Source organism: Cobetia sp. 5-25-4-2 (assembly GCF_013374075.1).
Taxonomy (GTDB): Bacteria; Pseudomonadota; Gammaproteobacteria; order Pseudomonadales; family Halomonadaceae; genus Cobetia; species Cobetia marina.
The window spans coordinates 439,089-458,520 of sequence record NZ_BLWK01000002.1 but is presented as its reverse complement, the minus strand read 5'-3'; the positions used below and the strand labels follow the sequence as shown (position 1 = coordinate 458,520).

The following is a 19,432-nucleotide window of genomic DNA, read 5'->3' as shown; positions in this document are numbered from 1 at the left end:
CATTGTCACGGGCGGTCAGGGCCACGGCGCGATCGCCCCTTGTGGACCATTCGGAGAGTCACATGAGCACCGATAACACCCAACGTCAGTCTGTCGGCTTCGATGACAGCATCAGCACCGACGAGCTGATTCGCCGTGACCGCAAGGTCACCTTCCATGCCTCCACCCACCTGCGTGATTTCGCCCAGGGCGATCTGCCGGGCCGCGTGATCACCGGCGGCGAAGGCATCCGCATCCGTGAGCGCGACGGGCGTGAGCTGATCGACGGCTTCGCCGGACTCTACTGCGTCAACATCGGTTACGGGCGCACGGAAGTCGCCGATGCCATTCACGAGCAGGCCCTCAAGCTCAGCTATTACCACACCTATGTCGGCCACTCGAACGAGCCGCAGATCGCGCTGTCCGAGAAGATTCTCGAACTGGCCGGGCCTGACATGTCCAAGGTCTACTACGGCATGTCCGGCAGCGATGCCAACGAGACCCAGCTCAAGCTGGTGCGTTACTACCACAACGTGATCGGCAAGCCGGAGAAGAAGAAGGTCATCTCGCGCTGGCGCGGCTATCACGGCTCCGGCATCGCCTCAGGCTCGCTGACCGGCCTGGCGGCCTTCCATGATCACTTCGATCTGCCGATCGCCGGCATCCTGCATACCGAAGCGCCGGACTACTACCGTCGTCCCGCGGAATGCGCCGAGATGAGCGAGCGTGAATTCTCCGCCTGGTGTGCCGACAAGCTCGAGGCGATGATCCAGGCCGAAGAGCCGGAGACCGTCGGCGCCTTCATCGGCGAGCCGGTGCTGGGCACCGGTGGCATCGTGCCGCCGCCGGAGGGCTACTGGGACGCCATCCAGGCCGTGCTCAAGCGTCACGACATCCTGTTGATCTGTGACGAGGTGGTGTGCGGCTTCGGGCGCATCGGCAGCCAGTTCGGCTACCAGCACTTCGGCATCAAGCCGGACCTGGTCACCATCGCCAAGGGCCTGACCAGCGCCTACCAGCCGCTGTCCGGTGTCATCGTCGGCGACCGCGTGTGGAAGGTGCTGGAGCAGGGCACCGGGGAATTCGGCCCCATCGGCCACGGCTGGACCTACTCCGGCCACGCGCTGGGCGCAGCGGCAGGTGTCGCCAACCTGGAGATCATTCGTCGTGAGGGGCTGGTGGACAACGCCCGCGATACCGGCGCCTATCTGCAGAAGGCCATGAAGGAAGCCTTCGCCGATCATCCCATCGTCGGCGACGTGCGTGGCATCGGCCTGCTGGCGGCGCTGGAGTTCTCACCGCAGCCGTCAGAGCGCAAGGCGTTCGATTCCGCACTCAAGGTCGGCCCGCGCATTTCGGCGGCGGCACTCGAGGAAGGGCTGATCGCCCGTGGCATGCCCCAGGGCGACATTCTCGGCTTCGCACCGCCGCTGGTGATCACCCCCGAGGAGATCGATGACATCATCGCCTGCGCGCGTCGCGCCGTGGACAAGGTGCATCAGGAGCTTCTCGACAACGGTGATCTGGCCTCTGGTGACCCCGCTTCTGGTGACCCCGCTTCTGGTGACAAGTAGGCCATGGCATTGACCCTGCCCCCGCTCAAGCATCCACGGGAAACGCCGCTGGCGCTGGCTGATATCCATGCCGCGCGCCAGCGGCTGTTTCATTCATCGACTGACACGGGTGTCGAGCGTACGGCGCTGGTGCCATCCCCGGCACTGTCACGACGCTTCGATGCCGAGATCCTGCTCAAGCTGGAAACCCGTCAGCCCACCGGCGCCTTCAAGCTGCGTGGTGCCAGCCACCTGCTGGCGGCCGTGGCCGAGCAGTCGTCGGGGGATGCCGTGACGCGCCTGGCGCGCGGCGTGACCACTGCCTCCACCGGCAATCACGGTCGGGCGCTGGCCTATGCCGCGATGCGCCGTGGCTTGAAGGCCATCATCTGTCTCTCCGAGCAGGTACCCGCCAACAAGGTACGGGCCATCGAGGCGCTGGGCGAACTGGGCGGCGCCTCCGGCGGCAGTGTCGAGGTACGCCGTGTCGGCCGCAGTCAGGACGAGGCCTTCCGGGAAGTCCATCGGCTGGTCGAGGAGGAGGGCATGCTGGCGGTGCCCCCCTTCGATGACCCGCTGATCGCGGCCGGTCAGGGCACCATCGGGCTGGAGCTGCTGGAGGATTGCCCGTCGCTCGACCACGTGCTGATCGGGCTCTCCGGCGGTGGACTGCTCGGGGGTATCGGGGCGGCGCTCAAGGCGATTCGCCCCGAGACCCAGGTGCATGGCGTCAGCCTCACCGAGGGCGCCGCCATGTGGCACAGCCTGCAGGCGGGCGCTCCGGTGGAGGTGGAGGAGGTCGCAAGCCTCGCCGATTCACTGGGCGGCGGCATTGGCCTGGACAACCACACCACGCTGCCGCTGGTGCATCGCGTGATGGATCACCACCATCAGGTCAGCGAGCGCGCCATTGCCCGCGCCATGCTGATGCTGCTGGAGGAAGAGAAGCTTCTGGTGGAGGGCGCTGCGGTGGTCGGGCTTGCCGCGCTCGAGGCCTCGCGGCGAGGCGAGACCGACCCCGCGCTGGCCGAGTCGATCCGTGGCCAGCGCGTCGCGCTGATCATCAGCGGCAACGGCGTCAGCCTGGAAACGCTCGATCAGGCCAGAGCGCTGCTGGCAGACGCTCAGGGGCAAGGCCAGAACGCCTGAAGCCAACAGAGTGCCTGAAGACATCAGCGCGCTCGATGACACCCGAACCCCCGGAGGAGGACGCATGACGGAACCGACTCAGGACAGCATGCAGAGTTATTCACGCGAACAGATCGCCGAGGTCGTGGGGCTGGATACCACGGCACTCAAGGCCATTCGTGATGCCTTCATCGCGCTGGGGCAGGGCAAGGTGGTGCAGCCGCCGATCCTGTCGATGGCCATCGAGGAGGCCAACGGCGAAGTGGACGTCAAGACGGCCCACATCCAGGGGCTCAAGCACTTCGCGATCAAGATCAGTCCCGGCTTCTTCAACAATCCCGCCCGCGGCCTGCCGAGTCTCAATGGCCTGATGGTGGTGTTCTCCGCCGAGACGGGCCTTGCCGAGGCGCTGCTCAATGATGGCGGCTACCTGACGGCGGTGAGAACCGCGCTGGCCGGCGCCGTGGCCGCCGACGCCCTGTCTCGCCCGGACAGCAAGCGGGTCGCGCTGATCGGGGCCGGTGAGCAGGCCGGCCTGCAGCTGGAGGCCTTGCGGCTGGTGCGCGACATCGAGAGTGTCGATGTCTGGGCACGGGACAAGCAGCGTGCCGAGACCTTCGCGCGGGAGACGGAGGAGCGCCTGGGGCTGACGGTGCGCAGTCATGACAGCCTGCATGCGGTCTGCCAGAACGCCGATATCATCGTCACCGCCACCCCCTCGCGAACGCCGCTGCTGGACTACTCGATGCTGCCGGAGGGCGTGCATGTCACCGCGATGGGCTCCGACAGCCCCGAGAAGCGTGAGCTGGAAGCCGATGTGCTCCTCGAGTGCGATCATTTCGTGTGTGATACCCGCGCCCAGTCCGAGACCAACGGTGAGCTGAAAGGGCTGGAGGCCGAGCAGGCCAGATCGCGTGACGTGCATGAGCTGGGCCGTCTGCTGGCCGAGGGGCGTGATCTGCGTTCAGGCGGGTCGGCCCCGGATACCTGCATCACGGTGGCGGATCTCACCGGTACCGGCGTGCAGGATACGGCCATCGCCAGCCTGGCGCTCTCGCGGCTCGTCCGGCGTTAGTACGGGAAGTGTCGGTACGGAAAACGTCGGTGCTGGCAGCGTCAGCGCTGGAGCGCCTGAATGGTGCGGCGGACTTGCCCGCAGCGTCGCCGCATGCGAGGGTCACGCAGGTGACGGCAGGAAGCCGTTGACGCCCCTTGCCACTCGGAGCCTGTCGTGACTCGTACCTCGTCCTCATCTGCCGCCCGGCCGCGTGCCCTGAGCGCTGCGCCCGATGTCGAGATCTGCCGCACACCGCTGGCGGATCTCTGCGCCGACTGTGACGCCGTGACCCTGCTGCCGCCGCTCTCGCCGCCGGAGGAGGGCCATGTGCGCCACCACTGTGCGCTGGATGCCCCGCTGGCGGTGTTCGATCTCGACGATACGCTGCTCGACGGCGACTGCACCGGCATGTGGATGCGCTGGATGGTCGCCTGTGGCTGGATCAAGGATGTCGATGCCTTCATGGCCATCGGTGAGCGTCATCAGGTGCAATACCATGCCGGCACTCTGGATATCCACGAGCACACCGGCCATCTGCTCAGCCCGCTCGTCGGGCGGCATCGTGATGAGGTGCGTCGCGAAGTCGATGATTTCGTGGAAGAAATGGTCATGCCGCGACTGCTGGAAGGCGGCATCGCGCGGCTGGCCGAGCACGGTGAGGCCGGCCATCGCACCCTGATCATCTCCGCCTCCATGCATCATCTGGTCGGGCCCATCGCCAGTCGTCTGACCGCCGATGGGGCGCTGGCCACCCATCCGGCCTATGATGAGCAGGGCTGCTTCACCGGAGCCATCAGCGGTATCGTCACCTTCCGCGAAGGCAAGCTGGCGGCGCTGGATGACTGGCTTGCGGGTGCCGAGCGCATCCATCGCACGCCGCAATCCCTGTGGGGCTATTCCGATTCCCACAATGACCTGCCCCTGCTGGAGCGGGTCGATTTCCCCCACGCCACCCAACCGGACGCACCGCTGCGCCAGCTGGCCGAAGCGCGCGGCTGGCCAGTGGTCGACTGGCGCCTGTCGCGCCTGTCGGACTGACGTCATGAACCCGCTGGCTGGGCGAGGGGCCGCCGCCCGCGCCTCGCGGCAGGCGCGGGGCGTCGCGCTGACGGCGCTGGGCGTACTGCTGATCTCACCGGACGCGCTGCTGCTGCGACTCGCCGATGTCGCCGATGGCCCGCTGGTGTTCTGGCGCGGTCTGCTGACGGCCATCGGCTTTGCACTGCTCCTGCTGGCCCTCCAGCGCGGCACTCCCGCACAGCGCATCGCCAGCGCCCTGGCGCGCATGCGTGGCTGCGGGCGTACTGGCGTATGGGTCGCGCTGCTGTTCACCGGCTCCACCCTGGGTTTCGTGCTCGCCAACCAATACACCCGCGCCGGTAACGTGCTGATCATCCTCGCCGCCAGTCCGCTGTTCGCGGCGCTGATGTCGCGCCTGTGGCTGGGCGAGCGTCAGCCACGGCATGTGTGGGGCGCGATTCTGGCCTCGCTGGCGGGCATCACGCTGCTGGTGCTCGATGAGGCCGGCAGCGGCACGCTCACCGGCAACCTGCTGGCGCTGGGCTGCAGCCTGTCGCTGGCCGGCAACTTCACGCTGTGTCGCACGCGCCCGGGGCATGACATGAGCCCGATGCTGACACTGTCCGGGCTGGTCACCGCGCTGTGCGGCCTGCTGGCGTGCCTGTGGAGCATGACGCAGGGCGGCGGTGACGTGCTGACGCAGCTGTGGCCTTCGCACGGTGCCGATTTCGCCCAGCGCGCCGGCTGGCTGGTGCTGCTGTGCCTGGTGCTTTCGCCGCTGGGCTTCACGCTGATCCAGCGTGGCCCGATCTATCTGCCCTCCGCGGAAGTGGCGCTGCTGATGTTGCTGGAAAGCGTGTTCGGCATCCTGTGGGTGTGGTGGGTGCTGGAAGAATCGCTTACCCCGCGTGGCTGGGCGGGCGGTGCACTGGTGCTGGGCGCGATGCTCATCAAGAGTCTGATCGACCGTCGTCACCGTCAATCGGTGACGGCGAGCGCGCGTTCTGCGGATGCGTCCACCGGTCGCAGCTGATACAATCCCGCCCATCCCCGAGTTTATTCACTGTCAAATGACAGCCCTCTGGACGCCTCACGGCGACCGGAGCGAATAGCTCATGGCGCGAAGAAAGCCACAGGGCGACCGGAAACGACAGCGGCATCACGACGCAAGCCAGGCGCGAGCGGCACTGCCCCTGACGGCAGCGATGAAGATTGCCACAACCGGACGCCAGACTGACTCGACAGCGCCAGGATTCAGCACGCACACCACCTTCCCCAACCTGTTGCGGACGACTCGATGACAAGCAGCCTCAAACAGCAGTGGCTTTCCAACCTCCGGCCCGACATCCTGTCCGGCCTGGTGGTGGCATTGGCCCTGATCCCCGAAGCCATCGCCTTCTCCATCATTGCCGGTGTCGACCCCAAGGTCGGCCTGTATGCCTCCTTCTCCATCGCCGTGGTGACCGCCATCGCCGGTGGCCGTCCGGGCATGATTTCCGCCGCCACCGGTGCCATGGCACTGCTGATGGTCGACCTGGTCAAGGACCACGGCCTGGAGTACCTGCTGGCCGCCACCGTGATGACCGGCGTGATCCAGGTCATCTTCGGCTACTTCAAGCTCGGCTCCCTGATGCGCTTCGTCTCGCGCTCGGTGGTCACCGGCTTCGTCAATGCACTGGCGATCCTGATCTTCATGGCCCAGCTGCCGGAGCTGACCAACGTCACCTGGCACGTCTATGCCATGACGGCCGCGGGCCTGGGCATCATCTATCTGCTGCCGCTGGTGCCGAAGATCGGCAAGCTGCTGCCGTCGCCGCTGGTCTGCATCATCGTGCTGACCATCTTCGCGATGGTCGTCGGTCTGGATATCCGCACCGTCGGCGACATGGGCGAGCTGCCGGACAGCCTGCCGGTGTTCCTGATTCCGGACATCCCCTTCAATCTGGAAACCCTGTGGATCATCCTGCCGTACTCGCTGCCGCTGGCGGTCGTGGGTCTGCTGGAATCCCTGATGACGGCCACCCTGGTCGATGATCTGACCGACACGCCGTCCGACAAGAACCGTGAGTGCAAGGGCCAGGGCGCGGCCAACGTCGTCACCGGCTTCCTCGGCGGCATGGCGGGTTGCGCGATGATCGGCCAGACGATGATCAACGTGAAATCCGGTGGACGTACGCGTCTCTCCACCATGGTGGCGGGTGTCGTGCTGCTGATCCTGGTCGTGTTCCTCGGCCCGTGGGTCTCGCAGATTCCCATGGCCGCACTGGTCGCGGTGATGATCATGGTCTCCATCGGCACCTTCTCCTGGCAGTCGATCCGTGACCTCAAGAGCCACCCGATGTCCACCAACATCGTCATGCTGGGCACCGTGGCCGTGGTGGTCGCGACCCACAACCTGGCGATCGGCGTGCTGGTCGGCGTGCTGCTCTCGGCGCTGTTCTTCGCCAACAAGATCGGCCAGGTGCTGCATATCGGCAGCGACATGAATGCCGATGGTCGTACCCGCGAATACCGCGTGGTCGGTCAGGTGTTCTTCGCCTCCAGCGAGCAGTTCCAGGCCGGTTTCGACCTCAAGGAAACCGTCGAGCGTGTCGTGATCGACGTCAGTCGTGCGCACTTCTGGGACATCACCGCCATCGGCGCGCTGGACACCGTGGTGGTCAAGTTCCGTCGTGAGGGGACCGAGGTCGAGGTAAGTGGCCTCAATGAAGCCAGCGCCACGCTGGTGGATCGCTTCGCGGTGCATGACAAGCCGGACGCGGTCGAGAAACTGATGGGCCACTGATCATGCACGCATGACCCTGCGCGATCGAGGCACTTCGCTTGATCGCGCCGCGTGACAAGGTCAGACGGCGGGCAGTCCTTCACGGGCTGCCCGCCGTTTGCGTTCATGGGGCCGGAAAGTGGTAATCTCGAAACAGGCCGTGCCGGCATCGCGGGGGGAATGTCAGTCCTCCTTCTGCGTCGCCCCGGTCGGCACGCCATCTCCGTTGTCAGTACTTTTTGTTGTCAGCACAAGGAAGCCCGCCATGAGCCAATCCTCTGCCAGTGCCGCGACAGGCCATGACAAGGTCACCGCCTGCATTGACGGCTCCGCCTTCGCCGCCCCCGTGTGTGACGCCGCCGTCTGGGCCAGCCAGCGCCTGTCGGCACCTCTCAGCATCCTGCATGTGATCGACCGCAATGAAAGCGCCGAACCCGCCAATGGCGATCTCTCCGGCAGCATCGGTCTCGGTGCCCGGGAGCACCTGCTGGAGGAGCTCGCCACCCTCGATGAGCAGCGCGGGCGCATCGCCCAGGAGCAGGGCCGCCTGATGCTGGAAGCCGCCTGTGAGCGCGCCACCCAGGCCGGCATCACCGAACCACGCCCGCGCCAGCGCAATGGTGAGCTGGTCGAGACACTGGCCGAGCTTGAGGACGAGATTCGCCTGCTGGTGATCGGCAAGCGCGGGGAAGGGGCGGAGCAGGCCAGTGAGCATCTCGGCTCCAATCTGGAGCGCGTGATCCGCAGCCTGCATCGTCCCGTGCTGGTAGTGCCGGGCGAGTTTCAGACGCCGACACGCGTGTTGATCGCCTTCGATGGCAGCGCCACCATCAAGCGTGCCATCGAGGTGCTGGCGGCCAGCCCCTTGCTGCAGGGCGCCGAGCTGCATCTGGTGATGGTCGGCGCGGACTCGGTGGAGCATCAGGCTCCGCTTGAGACCGCGCGTGACACCCTCCAGTCAGCGGGCTTCAACGTGCAGGCCAGCCTCAAGGCCGGTGAAGTGGAAGCCTGTCTGCGCGAATACGCCAAGGAGCACGCCATCGACATGCTGGTGATGGGCGCCTACGGCCACTCGCGCATCCGTCAGTTGCTGGTCGGCAGTACCACCACCGAGATGATCCGCAATGCCACGGTGCCGCTGCTGATCCTGCGCTAGCACGTTCAGCACACGCCCTGCCGGGCAATGAGAACGCCGCGCCTTCCCGTGTCATGTCGGGATGGCGCGGCGTCGTCATTTCCGCCCCTTGGGCAGTGGCTACAGGTACGCAAGGCAGAAACCCTCACGACGACTGGAAAATACCCCGCAGGTCGCGTTGCGCCGCTCGCCGGAATCTGGAACGCTGATGGCCGCTTATCCTCATTGCGCGCCATGCCGCTGGGGGGCTTTCCCTAACGCAGGCGCGTCTTTCACCACTCCAAGAAGAACGGCACAAGGACACTCTCCATGAGCGATATCCAACGTCACGATACCAAGGCACGCATGAGCCGCGCCGTCATCCACAACAACACCATCTATCTGTGTGGCCAGGTCGCCGGGCCGGAACAACGCTTCAGTGATATCACGGACCAGGCCAACAGCATGCTCGCGCGCGTCGATGCGCTGCTGGAAGAAGTCGGTACCGACCGCGAGCACCTGCTCTCCGCCACCGTCTATCTCAAGACAATGGATGACTTCAAGACCTTCAATGACATCTGGGACACCTGGGTACCGGAAGGTCACGCCCCCGCCCGCGCCTGTGTACAAGCCGCCATGGCCAGCCCGGAACTGCTGTGTGAAATTACCGTGGTCGCTGCGGTCAAGTAACACGTAGTATGGTTTTTCTAAGCTCGTCAGAGATTTCTCTGGCGGGTTTTTTTATTTTTCCTCGTTTGGGGTATAAGTGTTAAGAAATGTTATCTTTGCATGATGGGCTTATAGGTGGCTTTGGATGAACAGTGGCGATAATCAAGGTTGGAAGCAGCACTACCCGACGTTTAAGTTTGATAATAATGAAATGATTCTTGAAGAATATAGATCGGCTTCAAAAACTTTAGAAACGGAAGAGAAGGTCTTCTTGAGTGCGGCTAATATCGCGATTGTAATAGGCGCAGCATTTGGTTCACTGACTTTAGGAAAATTAGAAAGTATTACAGGTGATAAAGATTTTTTGATGCCTGTTGAGTCTATGCTTTTCGCCATTCTCATTATTACTATTCTATTCACATTTCTATTTTTGTTTCATTTTGCTGCAAGACAAAAATCAATAGTCTATGCGGCTAGAAAAGTAGTCGTTTTGAGAACTGTGCTCGGTGTTAAATATGGTGAATTTCAGCTCGTTCTTCCTAACTGGCGGATTGAAGGAGCTAATGAGCCATTTGCAATACGTATGTTTCCAGGCTGGAAAACTTACGTTGCATATCCATGCTATGCCATATCAGGAATCTCGGCTTTTGTAATATACTTTATTCTGACTTTTTTGTTAGATGTGGGTGGACTGTCAATAGTTTCTACTTTGAATGCTGATCTAGTTATCTCTGTTCCAGCATCGTTCCTTGCTTTTTTTGCCTTTTGTTACTTATATAGATACGCTTTGCTAGATAAACACGAGAGTATGCTTCTTGTTTTTACTCAGTATGTATCTAAGCTATTATGTTTAAATGTCGAGGAGCGAATAGAGCATATTGTTTATCATGCAAAGTTGTCGGTATACGAAGCCCAGAGATTAAACGTTGACTTAAAGGTCCTCAAGCAAATTGCAGTAGAAATAGAGGATAAAGAGTTTTACCGTCACAGCGGTGTGAGTTGGAAGGGGCTTGCAAGAATTTTATTATCCTCGTTGAAATTGCACCCAAGGTCTGGTGGCTCGACCATTACACAGCAGTTAGTTCGCACATTGTTTATAAAAGATTTTAGTAAAACAAAAAGAAGAAAGATTGTAGAGATACTTTTAGCCAAGTGGTTTACTAAAGTTATAGATAAAGAAGAGCAGTTAGATATGTACTTGTCTTCCGTAAGGTATGAATTCAGGGTTATGGGGGTAATTCAAGCATCAAAATATTTCTTTGGGGGTATCGAACGTAGCCTCTCTATTGCACAGTCGTTTTTCTTGGTAGAGCGTTTATCAAATGTCAGATCAAAAATATATGGCAAGAGGATTAGACAGATGTTACAAGCTTTACTCGATGATGATAAAATTTCTATGGATGATGCCGTGAAAGTTGTTGAAATATATGGTGAAATGGTTGGGAAGGGGTTGGTTGAAAATAATGCTATTGAAGGGGTTGAATATTTAAGAAGTAAGTTTTGTAACCACTAACACTTCTAGCAGGGGAATGAGCTGATGGCTGGAGAGCAACGGATTGCACTGTTGATAGATTGCGATAATGTTAGCCATAATTCAATTGAAGGGGTTCTAGAAGAGCTTGCAAAATATGGTGTGGTCAATGTTAGACATGCCCATGGTGATTGGAACAGTCCTTTGCTATCGGGATGGATTGATAAGCTTCATCCAAATGCTATAAGGCCCATGCAGCAGTTTGCCTTTACCAAAGGTAAGAATGCTACTGACTCTGCAATGATTATAGATGCTATGGATCTTCTCTATAGCGGTAATATTGATCTTTTTGCACTCATGACTAGTGATAGCGACTTTACGCCATTAGTCTTGAGGTTACTGGAAGGTGGCTTCCCTGTCTATGGATTTGGGGAACACAAGACTCCTAAGCCTTTTGTAGATGCTTGCTCGACGTTTATTTACACAGAAAAATTATATTGTGAAGAGCCAGTTACAGATATACCAGATGATAATAGCCAAGTTCCAAGATGTAGGAATGAGCTTAGAAGTGATACAGCATTAGTCAATTTGCTAAGAAATGCAGCGGAGCAGTCTTCAGAAGACGATGGGTGGTCATTGTTAGGTCGAGTAGGACATTATATGTCTAATAAGAGTTCTTTCTCTTCTATCAATTATGGGTATAAAAAGCTTGGAGATTTAGTTCGAGCATCAGAGCTTTTTTCCATAGAAATGCGTGGCAATGGGACTGCCATGTATATCAGGGATGCTAGAAAATCCTGAACTTAAGACACATTATTTATTTGTCTTGAACGCAGCCTCATACATCGTCCATTCCTGATAAAACCCGTCCAATCGTTCTGTCTCGCTGAGGTGTGAAACTTCGGCGAGGCGTTCGCGTGCGTCTGTAGGCAGCATGGCGATACGGGCGTCGAGGTCGTGGGCGTGGCGGGGGTTGCGGTATTCGATATCCAGCCCGAGCGGGGCGGTGGCGAGGCCGACGAGGACATGCCCGTGGCGGTGGGCGATGGAGACGTGAAAGCCTGGCGGTAGTGCAGGGTGATGGGGTGCCTGGCCACGCGGTGACCAGTCCGCCATCGCAAGCTGGATACCCTGGGCGGCGGCGAGTTCACCAAGCAGCACGCGGGCGAGGTGGGATTCGGCTTCACGTTGCTGGCGACGGCGGGTCTTGGCGGAGGACACGGGGGTGTTCGCGTTATCCACATCCGCATGTCGAGCGCGCAGCGAGCGACGGCGGGAAGCCTCAGTCGAGGAGTTGATAGAGGGGGCAGCCGAATCAGCACAGGATGCTGGCAGCACACAGGCCTCGGCCAGCCACAGGCGGGCTGGCCGAGAGGTGGCGTCAGAGCTGTCATTCGGCAAGTCGCGCACAGCGCTGCCAGTCGCGGACGCCAGGGCGGCGGCGAGGGCATGGGGATCATGCGAGATCAGCGGTTCGCCGTTGGACAAGTCGGCGCTCGGCGAACCTGTGCTCAGCGAACCCGTGCTCAGCGAACCTGTGCTCAGTGAAGCGGAGCCATGCGATACCGCATGCCCCAGCACCACGCAGCGATAGGCAGGGTGATCGGTCGGGCGCGCCGCAGGAGTATCCGCCGCGCGCGCCGAGCTGCCTTCGACCGGCTCGCCTGCCTCACTCACATCCTTGCCTTCCCTGGCCGTCATGATGGCGAATCAGTTCTTGGGATGCAGGATCACCAGATCCCCGCGCAACGCGACGCCCGCGACGACATTGCCCGCGTGGCACTCGTACTTCTCGCTGCTGGAGTAGGGCACGTTGTCATAGTCGCTGCGAATGTTGATGACGGCATTGGCCCCGTATTCCCGCGCCTTTTCCTGCAGCTCGCGCAGCGCTGACAGGAACACCCAGCGGCAGGCCGCGGCATCGCTCTTGTTGGTCGCGTTGGTCTTCGGGTTCACGCGTGCCCAGCCACGCTTCTCGATGCGCTCGTAGGGCTGCTTGTCACCGAAGAAGAAGGCCACGTCCTTGCCCAGTCGCTGACTGGCCGCAGTGCTGGCCATCACCGGCATGATGGGCAGGAAGTGCTGCGTATCCCGCGCCTGTGCCGGCGCGGAGGCCAGCAGCCCGGCCGCGCCGAGCACCAGGGCGGACACCAGCACGCGTCCCCGCGACAGGCGGCCGGCCGGCGCCGTGCTGGCGTGGGCCATGGTGTGTGACGAGGAAACGAACGACTGAGCAACGGATGACGCCATTTGACACCTCTCCTGACAGGGTTTGACTGGCTCGACGCCAGGGAATATCGCCTTCATCCAGCCAACGGCGTGAGCCAATCACACCATAGACCATGCAGCGGGCGCGTATCTTGCGCCAGTTGTGACCCGCTGCAAAGTCGTCTGGTGGCGACAGTCACACGCCCGATGACCCCGAGGGCCGTGCGGGCGTCGTCAGCCCTGCCAGCGCCGCAGGATCAGCGAGGTATTGATGCCGCCGAAGGCGAAGTTGTTGCTCATCACCGTATCCGTCTCGATCTCGCGGCCGCCGTCACGCAGGTAGTCCAACGCCGCGCAGCGCGGGTCGATGTCCTTGAGGTTGGCGGTGCCGTGGAACCAGCCTTCGCGCATCATCTCGATGGCGATCCAGGCTTCCAGCGCGCCGCAGGCCCCCAGGGTATGGCCGGTGTAGCTCTTGAAGGCACTGATGGGCGTGCGTTCCCCGAACACGGCATGAGTGGCGTGACTCTCGGCGATGTCGCCGCGCTCGGTGGCGGTGCCATGCGCGCTGACATAGCCGATCTCGCTGGCCGAGAGGCCGGCATCGTCAAGGGCCATGCGCATCGCGGCCTCCATCATGTCGGCGTCCGGCTGGGTGACGTGGCGGCCATCGGAGTTGGTGCCGAAGCCGAGAATCTCGGCGTGGATGGTCGCGCCACGCGCCAGGGCGTGGTCCAGCTCCTCGAGGATCAGCGTGCCGGCACCTTCGCCGATCACCAGGCCATCGCGCTCGGCGTCGAAGGGCCGCGGCGAGCGGTCCGGGCGATCATTGCAGGTGCTGGTGGCGAACAGGGTGTCGAACACCGCGGCATCGGCGGCGGACAGCTCCTCGCAGCCCCCGGCGACCATCGCTATCTGGCGGCCGAAGCGAATCGCCTCATAGGCATAGCCGATGCCCTGGCTGCCGGAGGTGCAGGCGCTGGAGGTGGTGTGAATCCGCCCCTTGATGCCGAGAAAGACCCCGATGTTCACCGGCGCGGTATGCGCCATCATGCGGATGTAGGAGTTGGCGTTGAGGCCATCGGTGGAGTGGTTGATCAGCATGTTGCCGAAGTCCGCCACCGCGTCCGGCTCACCGGCGGACGCGCCGTAGGCGATGCCCATCTGGCCGCTCTCCTTGAGCGGGCTGTCACTCAGTCCCGCCGCTTCCAGCGCCAGCTCGCTGGAGCGGGTCGCCAGCTGGGCCACGCGCCCCATGCTGCGCAGCGCGCGGCGGTTGTAGTGCTTGGGCAGCGCGAAATCGCTGACCGGCGCGCCGAGACGCGTGTTGAGACCCTCGTACTTGTCCCAATCCTCGATATAGCGGATGCCGGTGCGGCCCGCGGCCAGATTGGCGCGCAGGGTCGGCCAGTCATTGCCGATGGGCGAGAAACCATGCATGCCGGTGACGACGACGCGATGGCCGCGCAGCGGGGAAGAGGGAGCTGTCATCAGAACATCCCTCCGTTCACCGCGATGGTCTGGCGGGTGATGTAGCCGGCATCCTTCGAGCACAGGAAGGCCACGGTGGCGGCGACTTCCTCGGCCTCGCCCGCGCGGCGCATGGGAATCATTTTCAGCGCCTCGTCCATCTCGACCCCTTCGGTCATCTCGGTGGCGATGACCCCCGGCGCGACGGCATTCACGGTGATGCGGCGCTTGGCCAGTTCCACCGCCAGCGCCTTGACCGCGCCGATCAGCCCCGCCTTGGCGGCGGAATAGTTGACCTGACCGCGATTGCCCATCATGCCTGACACCGAGGACATCACGATGATGCGCCCCGGCTTGCGGCGACGCACCATCGGCATCGCCAGCGGCTTGACCACGTTGTAGAAGCCATCGAGGTTGGTGCGGATCACGCTGTCCCAGTCCTCATCGGTGAGCGCCGGGAAGGCGTTGTCGGCGTGGATGCCGGCATTGCAGATGACGCCGTAGTAGCAGCCGTGGGCCTCGACATCGGCCTCCAGTGCGCTGCGTGCGGCCTCGCGGTCGGCGACATCGAAGCTCAGGATGCGCGATTCACCGCCCAGGGCGCTGATCTCACGCGCGACCTCCTCGGCGGCGTCACGGCGCGAGCGGCAGTGCAGCACCAGATTGTAGCCTTCGCGGGCCAGACGCAGCGCGATGGCGCGGCCGATGCCACGGCTGGAGCCGGTGACCAGAATCCACTCGCGCGTCTCATTGGCAGCGGCGGCACCCTGGTTGTCAGCAGGGGTAGTTCGAGTAGCGGGGGGGGTGACAGACATCAGACATTACCTTGCGGTGCGGCACCGGTAGCATCCTGCTGACCGGGTGAGTGTTCTTGTGAGTGTTCTTGTGAGTGTTCTGGTGAGTGTTCTGGTGAGTGTTCTGGTGAGTGTTCTGGTGAGCGCCCCTGTGGGCCTGCTTCAGGGCTTCCTTCCTTCGACACGGCAGACGCCACGGCCTGGGCGGGCGGCTCGAAGACATTCACGCCGGCACGGGCGACCTGCGCGCCGTGCTCGTCGCTGAGGGTGGCCTTGAAGGCGCCCAGACCGTTGTCGGCGCGATAGTCGAGCTGCACGTCTATCTGCCAGCGTTGCCCGCAGGCGAAGGCGGGCAGTTCGCTCTCATAGCGGCGGCTGCCGAGCAGAAACCCGACGCGGGGTGACTGGCCTGTGCGCGCGGCCTGCAGGCCGGACCAGGCGGCGATGGCCTGGGCCATCCACTCGAGCCCGACCCAGGCGGGAATCACGGCCTGGCCAGCGCCGTCCAGCTCCGCGAACAGATCCTCGGGCGAGGGGCGCACGCTCGCGCTGAGCGAGTGCTCGTCACAGGCCAGCACCTCATCCAGCAGGCACATGCCTGCTTCGTGTGGCACATAGGGGCCGATGGCGCAGGGCATGACGGGATAGCCCCCGTCACGGGAAGACGTGCCGTCGGGTAGCGGCGTGGCGGGGGTAGCGGTCGGGGTCAGCATGCAGAGGACTCCGGGTCGGTGGCGTGACGCTCCAGTATCAGCGAGATGTTGTTGCCGCCGAAGGCGAAGGCATTGCTCATCACTCTGAGCGGCGGGGTCTCGGGGCGGTCACGATAGACGATGTTGAGCGCGGGCAATGACGGGTCCAGTGCCTCACGCGGGGTGGCGTGCGGCGGCAGGCGACCATGTTCCAGCGTCAGCCAGCAGAAGGCGGCTTCCAGCGCCCCGCAGGCCCCCAGCGTATGGCCGGTGAGGGCCTTGGTGGAACTGACGGCGGGCGGACGGCTTGCGGCCTCGTCGCCATCGGGACCGAACAGGCGGCTGATGGCGAGGCTTTCCATGGCGTCATTGAGCGGCGTGGCCGTGCCGTGCAGGTTGATGTAGTCGATCTCGCCGGGGGCGCGGCCGGCGCTGGCGAGCGCGCCACGCATCGCGGCCTCGGCGCCGCTGCCATCCGGGCAGGGCGCGGAGATGTGATGGGCATCGCTGGATTCGCCGACGCCGGTCAGCTGCACGCCACCGTGCTCCGGCGTGACCACGAACAGCACCGCGGCCTCGCCCAGATTGATGCCGTCGCGCGCGGCGCCCAGCGGCTGGCTTTGCTGGCGGCTGACGGCCTCCAGACTCATGAAGCCCTTCACCGTCATGTGGCACAGGCTGTCGGCCCCACCGGCGATCACCGCATCACACTGCCCGGAGGCCAGTAGACGCCGTGCGCTGGCCAGGGCCTTGGCGCTGGAGGTGCAGGCGGTGGACAGGGTGTAGACCGGCCCGCGCGCGCCGCTCAACCAGGCCACGCACTCGGCGGGCGCGCCCAGTTCCTGACGGCGGTATTCAAAGCTCGCCGGCCAGCTGTCGGCGCTCGGCGTGCCCTGGGCGACGGCGGCGCGCTGGGCGTCCATCGCAGCTTCCGTCTCACCGATACCGGAGGTACTGGTGCCCAGCACCACGCCGATGCGCTCCGGCGCGATGCCCTGGCGCTTGAGGGCCTCAAGCTCCGGTGTCAGCTGCTCAAGCGCGGTGGCCAGCAAGCGGTTGTTGCGTGAGCTCAGCGGGGCCGGCCAGTCGCTGTCATCCACCAGCCGCGCGGTGACACGGCCCAGTGACAGCGGCGTGCCGGGACTGAAGTCATCACTGACGCGCAGGCCACGACTGGCGCTGAACAGCGCACTGCTGATCAGCCCGTGGTCGGCGCCCAGCGGACAGACGATACCGGGCCGAGACAGACGGCATGGGCTGCGAGGGGTGAGGCCATGGCGGGTATCAGGTGCCTCGGGTGTGACGGGTTCAGTCATGCGGGGAAGCTTCCGGTGAGTCGTCAGGGGCTGGGGGAAGACAGGGGATCTAGCGTCATCTGCATCTCGGTGGCCGGGTCCCGCAGGATCACGCGGCCTTCGGCGTCGCGGGTCAGCTCGGCCATGCGCTCGCCATCGCGCAGGATAAGGCGCTGCGCGGCCTGGTGAGGCGTGTTCCACTCGCCGTGCTGCACCAGTTGCCAGGCGCTGCCGGCAAAGGCGTCATCGATCGCGGCCTGTGGCCAGTGGACCCAGGCGATGCGACGGGCCAGCCAGTCGGCGGTGAAGGGCAGATTGTCGAGCACCTCGGGGCGGGCCTTCTCGAAGCGGCTGCCATCGGCGTCATGCACCAGTGTCAGCAGTCGCTGGCCCTGCACGCTGAGCAGCACCAGCCGCATGGTCTCGGGCGATTGGCGCAGCACGCCGATGAGGGGCGGCAGGTCGCGAGCCTCGTCCTCAGCGGCGTCTGCTGCCGCGCGATTCTCGCTGGCCTCACTCTTGTTACGCTCAACGCGCAGAATCAGACGTTGGGTGCTGCTCTCCTGCAGGCTCGCCAGGGCCGGCATCGGGCTCTCGGCGCTGAGCGGACCGGGCGCGAGCAGGCTGCAGCCGCTCAACAGCAGGCTGGTCGCCAGCAGCAGGCCGACAGATCGCCGCCCGACTGTACGCAGTCCGACAGAACACTTTCTGAAAGAGCGCAGTCCGACGGATCGCCGCCCGACTGAGCGCAGCCCGACTGAGATGGCATGAGGCGAGAGACGCATGGATATCATGACGATACTTTACCTTTTCTGGCGTCATTCTGCCGCGTGCCGGCCGTTGAGAGAGCGCTTGCGGCGGGCTCGCAGGTTTCCGCTTGCGTCGCCTGCGCTGCCGAGAGCGTGGCCAGTGCGGTCAGGCGACGACGACTGGCGCTGACGAAGGGATTGGCCTCGTCCCAGGCGTAGCCGGCGAGGACCGAACTGATCATCTGGCGAATGCGGTCCGGCGAGCGAGGATGATAGATGATGTCGGTCAGGCGGCTGTCGTACCAGGCGGTGACGAACTCGCGGAACACCTCGATGCCACGTCGCAATGGCAGCTCGTATTCGCTGGCCCAGTCCGGGCGCTGCTCATCGCGGGTCGCGGTCAGTTCGCGCGCGACCAGCGGCGCGGCGCGCAGGGCGGATTCCAGCGCGATGGTCACGCCGGAGGAGAACACCGGGTCCAGAAACTCGCCGGCATTGCCGAGCAGTGCATAGCCCGGGCCATGCAGGCGGCTGACATCGGCGCTGTAACCGCCCAGCGACTGCACGGCATTGGCGGGCGTGGCATCGCGCAGCAGCTCCGCCAGGCGCGGTTCTTCCATCACCCACTGCCACAGGCGTGTCTGTGCATCGTCCTCGGCGGCAGGCTCGATCAGCTCCCGCGGGCCGACCACGCCCAGCGAGGCGCGGCCATTGGCGAAGGGAATCAGCCAGTACCAGACATCCGGATGCCCCGGGTGCGAGGCGATCAGGATAGTGTCGCGACGATAGCCCTCGGCGGGCGGCGCGAGGTCGGCGATGCCATCGTGGACATGGCCGAACAGCGCCATGCGCGGCTCCAGACGCGGATCACGCTCAAGCGATTCGAGCCGCGCCAGCACGCGCCCATAGCCGCTGGCATCCAGCACGAAGGCGGCCTGAAGCTCGCGGCCATCGGCCAACGTGAGACGCGGCCCCTGAGCCTGAGCATGGCCAGCGGGGTCACTCTGCGTGGGGCGAGCGGGAGTGAAACCCGTGACGGTGACGCCGAATTCGACATCGGCCCCCGCCGCCCGTGCGCCCTCGATCAGACGCTGGTCAAAGTCGGCGCGCTCCACCTGCCAGGTGGTGCCGGGGCCGTCGCTGAACTTGTCGCGGAAGTCGATCACGCGATGCTCGCCGCGGCGGGTGAAGGCCGCACCGGTCTTGCGCTGATAGCCTCCGGCGGCGGCGGCCTCCATCAGGCCACAGGCCTCCAGATGCTGCATGCAGCGCGGCAGCAGGCTCTCGCCGATGGAGAAGCGCGGGAAGTGGCTGCGCTCCAGCACGCGCACGGCGTGGCCGGCGCGCGCCAGCCAGGCCGCCGCCGCCGCCCCGGCAGGTCCGGCGCCGATGATGATGACTTCCTTGCGTGGTGGGTTGTTGCTGCGATCTGCCGATTCCATGGCATCGTCCCCTGTCGTTGTCGTTAT

At 63.5% G+C, this 19,432-nt stretch carries 18 protein-coding genes; 10 read left to right on the top strand and 8 right to left on the bottom strand.

The annotated features are described in order from the left end of the window. Nucleotides 1-62: 62 nt before the first annotated feature. The 10 genes from HXS65_RS06840 (at nucleotide 63) to HXS65_RS06795 (ending at nucleotide 11,556) form a co-directional block, all read left to right on the top strand. Nucleotides 63-1,553 (top strand): aminotransferase, encoded by a 1,491-nt coding sequence (locus HXS65_RS06840; protein ID WP_176493507.1) that lies wholly within the window; start codon nucleotides 63-65, stop codon nucleotides 1,551-1,553. A gap of 3 nt (nucleotides 1,554-1,556) precedes the next feature. Further along, the gene (locus HXS65_RS06835) at nucleotides 1,557-2,681 is read left to right on the top strand and encodes a pyridoxal-phosphate dependent enzyme (RefSeq protein WP_176493506.1); all 1,125 of its coding nucleotides are present in this window, start codon (nucleotides 1,557-1,559) and stop codon (nucleotides 2,679-2,681) included. A gap of 64 nt (nucleotides 2,682-2,745) precedes the next feature. After that, nucleotides 2,746-3,735: a cyclodeaminase gene (locus HXS65_RS06830; RefSeq protein ID WP_240704243.1), complete on the top strand. Its 990-nt coding sequence runs from the start codon at nucleotides 2,746-2,748 to the stop codon at nucleotides 3,733-3,735. 156 nt (nucleotides 3,736-3,891) lie between these two features. Then, entirely contained in the window at nucleotides 3,892-4,755 is an 864-nt protein-coding gene (locus HXS65_RS06825; protein WP_176493505.1) for an HAD family phosphatase, read from the top strand. Between the two features lie 4 nt (nucleotides 4,756-4,759). Further along, nucleotides 4,760-5,770 carry a DMT family transporter gene (locus tag HXS65_RS06820; RefSeq protein ID WP_176493504.1) on the top strand — a complete coding sequence of 337 codons (1,011 nt, stop codon included), beginning with the start codon at nucleotides 4,760-4,762 and terminating at the stop codon, nucleotides 5,768-5,770. Nucleotides 5,771-6,034: 264 nt separating this feature from the next. Further along, on the top strand, nucleotides 6,035-7,522 hold the full coding sequence (locus tag HXS65_RS06815; protein WP_176493503.1) for a SulP family inorganic anion transporter: 1,488 nt from the start codon (nucleotides 6,035-6,037) through the stop codon (nucleotides 7,520-7,522). Nucleotides 7,523-7,766: 244 nt separating this feature from the next. Further along, nucleotides 7,767-8,657, top strand: a complete 891-nt coding sequence (locus tag HXS65_RS06810; RefSeq protein ID WP_077375301.1) for a universal stress protein — start codon at nucleotides 7,767-7,769, stop codon at nucleotides 8,655-8,657. A gap of 288 nt (nucleotides 8,658-8,945) precedes the next feature. Continuing rightward, on the top strand, nucleotides 8,946-9,305 hold the full coding sequence (locus HXS65_RS06805; RefSeq protein WP_077375298.1) for a RidA family protein: 360 nt from the start codon (nucleotides 8,946-8,948) through the stop codon (nucleotides 9,303-9,305). A 124-nt stretch (nucleotides 9,306-9,429) separates the two neighbouring features. After that, nucleotides 9,430-10,797: a biosynthetic peptidoglycan transglycosylase gene (locus tag HXS65_RS06800; protein ID WP_176493502.1), complete on the top strand. Its 1,368-nt coding sequence runs from the start codon at nucleotides 9,430-9,432 to the stop codon at nucleotides 10,795-10,797. A 24-nt stretch (nucleotides 10,798-10,821) separates the two neighbouring features. Further along, nucleotides 10,822-11,556, top strand: coding sequence for an NYN domain-containing protein (locus tag HXS65_RS06795; protein ID WP_176493501.1), 735 nt, complete (start codon nucleotides 10,822-10,824; stop codon nucleotides 11,554-11,556). A gap of 12 nt (nucleotides 11,557-11,568) precedes the next feature. Here the strand turns inward: HXS65_RS06795 and HXS65_RS06790 are convergent, their stop codons facing one another. From HXS65_RS06790 to HXS65_RS06755, 8 genes are all read right to left on the bottom strand, one after another. Next, entirely contained in the window at nucleotides 11,569-12,456 is an 888-nt protein-coding gene (locus HXS65_RS06790) for a 4'-phosphopantetheinyl transferase superfamily protein (RefSeq protein ID WP_176493500.1), read from the bottom strand. Nucleotides 12,457-12,465: 9 nt separating this feature from the next. Further along, on the bottom strand, nucleotides 12,466-13,005 hold the full coding sequence (locus HXS65_RS06785) for a heavy metal-binding domain-containing protein (protein WP_255304442.1): 540 nt from the start codon (nucleotides 13,003-13,005) through the stop codon (nucleotides 12,466-12,468). 192 nt (nucleotides 13,006-13,197) lie between these two features. Further along, entirely contained in the window at nucleotides 13,198-14,454 is a 1,257-nt protein-coding gene (locus tag HXS65_RS06780) for a beta-ketoacyl-ACP synthase (protein WP_136938825.1), read from the bottom strand. Then, on the bottom strand, nucleotides 14,454-15,248 hold the full coding sequence (fabG, locus tag HXS65_RS06775) for a 3-oxoacyl-ACP reductase FabG (RefSeq protein WP_176493499.1): 795 nt from the start codon (nucleotides 15,246-15,248) through the stop codon (nucleotides 14,454-14,456). The genes HXS65_RS06780 and fabG overlap by 1 nt, the downstream gene beginning before the upstream one ends. Beyond that, the gene (locus HXS65_RS06770; protein ID WP_176493498.1) at nucleotides 15,248-15,940 is read right to left on the bottom strand and encodes a hypothetical protein; all 693 of its coding nucleotides are present in this window, start codon (nucleotides 15,938-15,940) and stop codon (nucleotides 15,248-15,250) included. The genes fabG and HXS65_RS06770 overlap by 1 nt, the downstream gene beginning before the upstream one ends. After that, nucleotides 15,934-17,235 carry a beta-ketoacyl-ACP synthase gene (locus tag HXS65_RS06765; protein WP_176493497.1) on the bottom strand — a complete coding sequence of 434 codons (1,302 nt, stop codon included), beginning with the start codon at nucleotides 17,233-17,235 and terminating at the stop codon, nucleotides 15,934-15,936. Before HXS65_RS06765 ends, HXS65_RS06770 begins: the two co-directional genes overlap by 7 nt. Before the next feature lie 23 nt (nucleotides 17,236-17,258). Continuing rightward, nucleotides 17,259-17,852: a DUF3261 domain-containing protein gene (locus HXS65_RS06760; RefSeq protein ID WP_176493496.1), complete on the bottom strand. Its 594-nt coding sequence runs from the start codon at nucleotides 17,850-17,852 to the stop codon at nucleotides 17,259-17,261. Between the two features lie 152 nt (nucleotides 17,853-18,004). Beyond that, complete coding sequence (locus tag HXS65_RS06755; RefSeq protein ID WP_176493495.1) at nucleotides 18,005-19,405, bottom strand: NAD(P)/FAD-dependent oxidoreductase; 1,401 nt, start codon at nucleotides 19,403-19,405, stop codon at nucleotides 18,005-18,007. Between the last annotated feature and the right edge of the window lie 27 nt (nucleotides 19,406-19,432).

Bases quoted from the DNA above. Each gene is read 5' to 3' on its own strand.
- HXS65_RS06840 (WP_176493507.1), top strand. From the start codon at position 63: ATGAGCACCGATAACACCCAACGTCAGTCTGTCGGCTTCGATGACAGC.
- HXS65_RS06835 (WP_176493506.1), top strand. From the start codon at position 1,557: ATGGCATTGACCCTGCCCCCGCTCAAGCATCCACGGGAAACGCCGCTG.
- HXS65_RS06830 (WP_240704243.1), top strand. From the start codon at position 2,746: ATGACGGAACCGACTCAGGACAGCATGCAGAGTTATTCACGCGAACAG.
- HXS65_RS06820 (WP_176493504.1), top strand. From the start codon at position 4,760: ATGAACCCGCTGGCTGGGCGAGGGGCCGCCGCCCGCGCCTCGCGGCAG.
- HXS65_RS06815 (WP_176493503.1), top strand. From the start codon at position 6,035: ATGACAAGCAGCCTCAAACAGCAGTGGCTTTCCAACCTCCGGCCCGAC.
- HXS65_RS06810 (WP_077375301.1), top strand. From the start codon at position 7,767: ATGAGCCAATCCTCTGCCAGTGCCGCGACAGGCCATGACAAGGTCACC.
- HXS65_RS06805 (WP_077375298.1), top strand. From the start codon at position 8,946: ATGAGCGATATCCAACGTCACGATACCAAGGCACGCATGAGCCGCGCC.
- HXS65_RS06800 (WP_176493502.1), top strand. From the start codon at position 9,430: ATGAACAGTGGCGATAATCAAGGTTGGAAGCAGCACTACCCGACGTTT.
- HXS65_RS06795 (WP_176493501.1), top strand. From the start codon at position 10,822: ATGGCTGGAGAGCAACGGATTGCACTGTTGATAGATTGCGATAATGTT.
- HXS65_RS06790 (WP_176493500.1), bottom strand. From the start codon at position 12,456: ATGACGGCCAGGGAAGGCAAGGATGTGAGTGAGGCAGGCGAGCCGGTC.
- HXS65_RS06785 (WP_255304442.1), bottom strand. From the start codon at position 13,005: ATGGCGTCATCCGTTGCTCAGTCGTTCGTTTCCTCGTCACACACCATG.
- HXS65_RS06780 (WP_136938825.1), bottom strand. From the start codon at position 14,454: ATGACAGCTCCCTCTTCCCCGCTGCGCGGCCATCGCGTCGTCGTCACC.
- fabG (WP_176493499.1), bottom strand. From the start codon at position 15,248: ATGTCTGTCACCCCCCCCGCTACTCGAACTACCCCTGCTGACAACCAG.
- HXS65_RS06770 (WP_176493498.1), bottom strand. From the start codon at position 15,940: ATGCTGACCCCGACCGCTACCCCCGCCACGCCGCTACCCGACGGCACG.
- HXS65_RS06765 (WP_176493497.1), bottom strand. From the start codon at position 17,235: ATGACTGAACCCGTCACACCCGAGGCACCTGATACCCGCCATGGCCTC.
- HXS65_RS06755 (WP_176493495.1), bottom strand. From the start codon at position 19,405: ATGGAATCGGCAGATCGCAGCAACAACCCACCACGCAAGGAAGTCATC.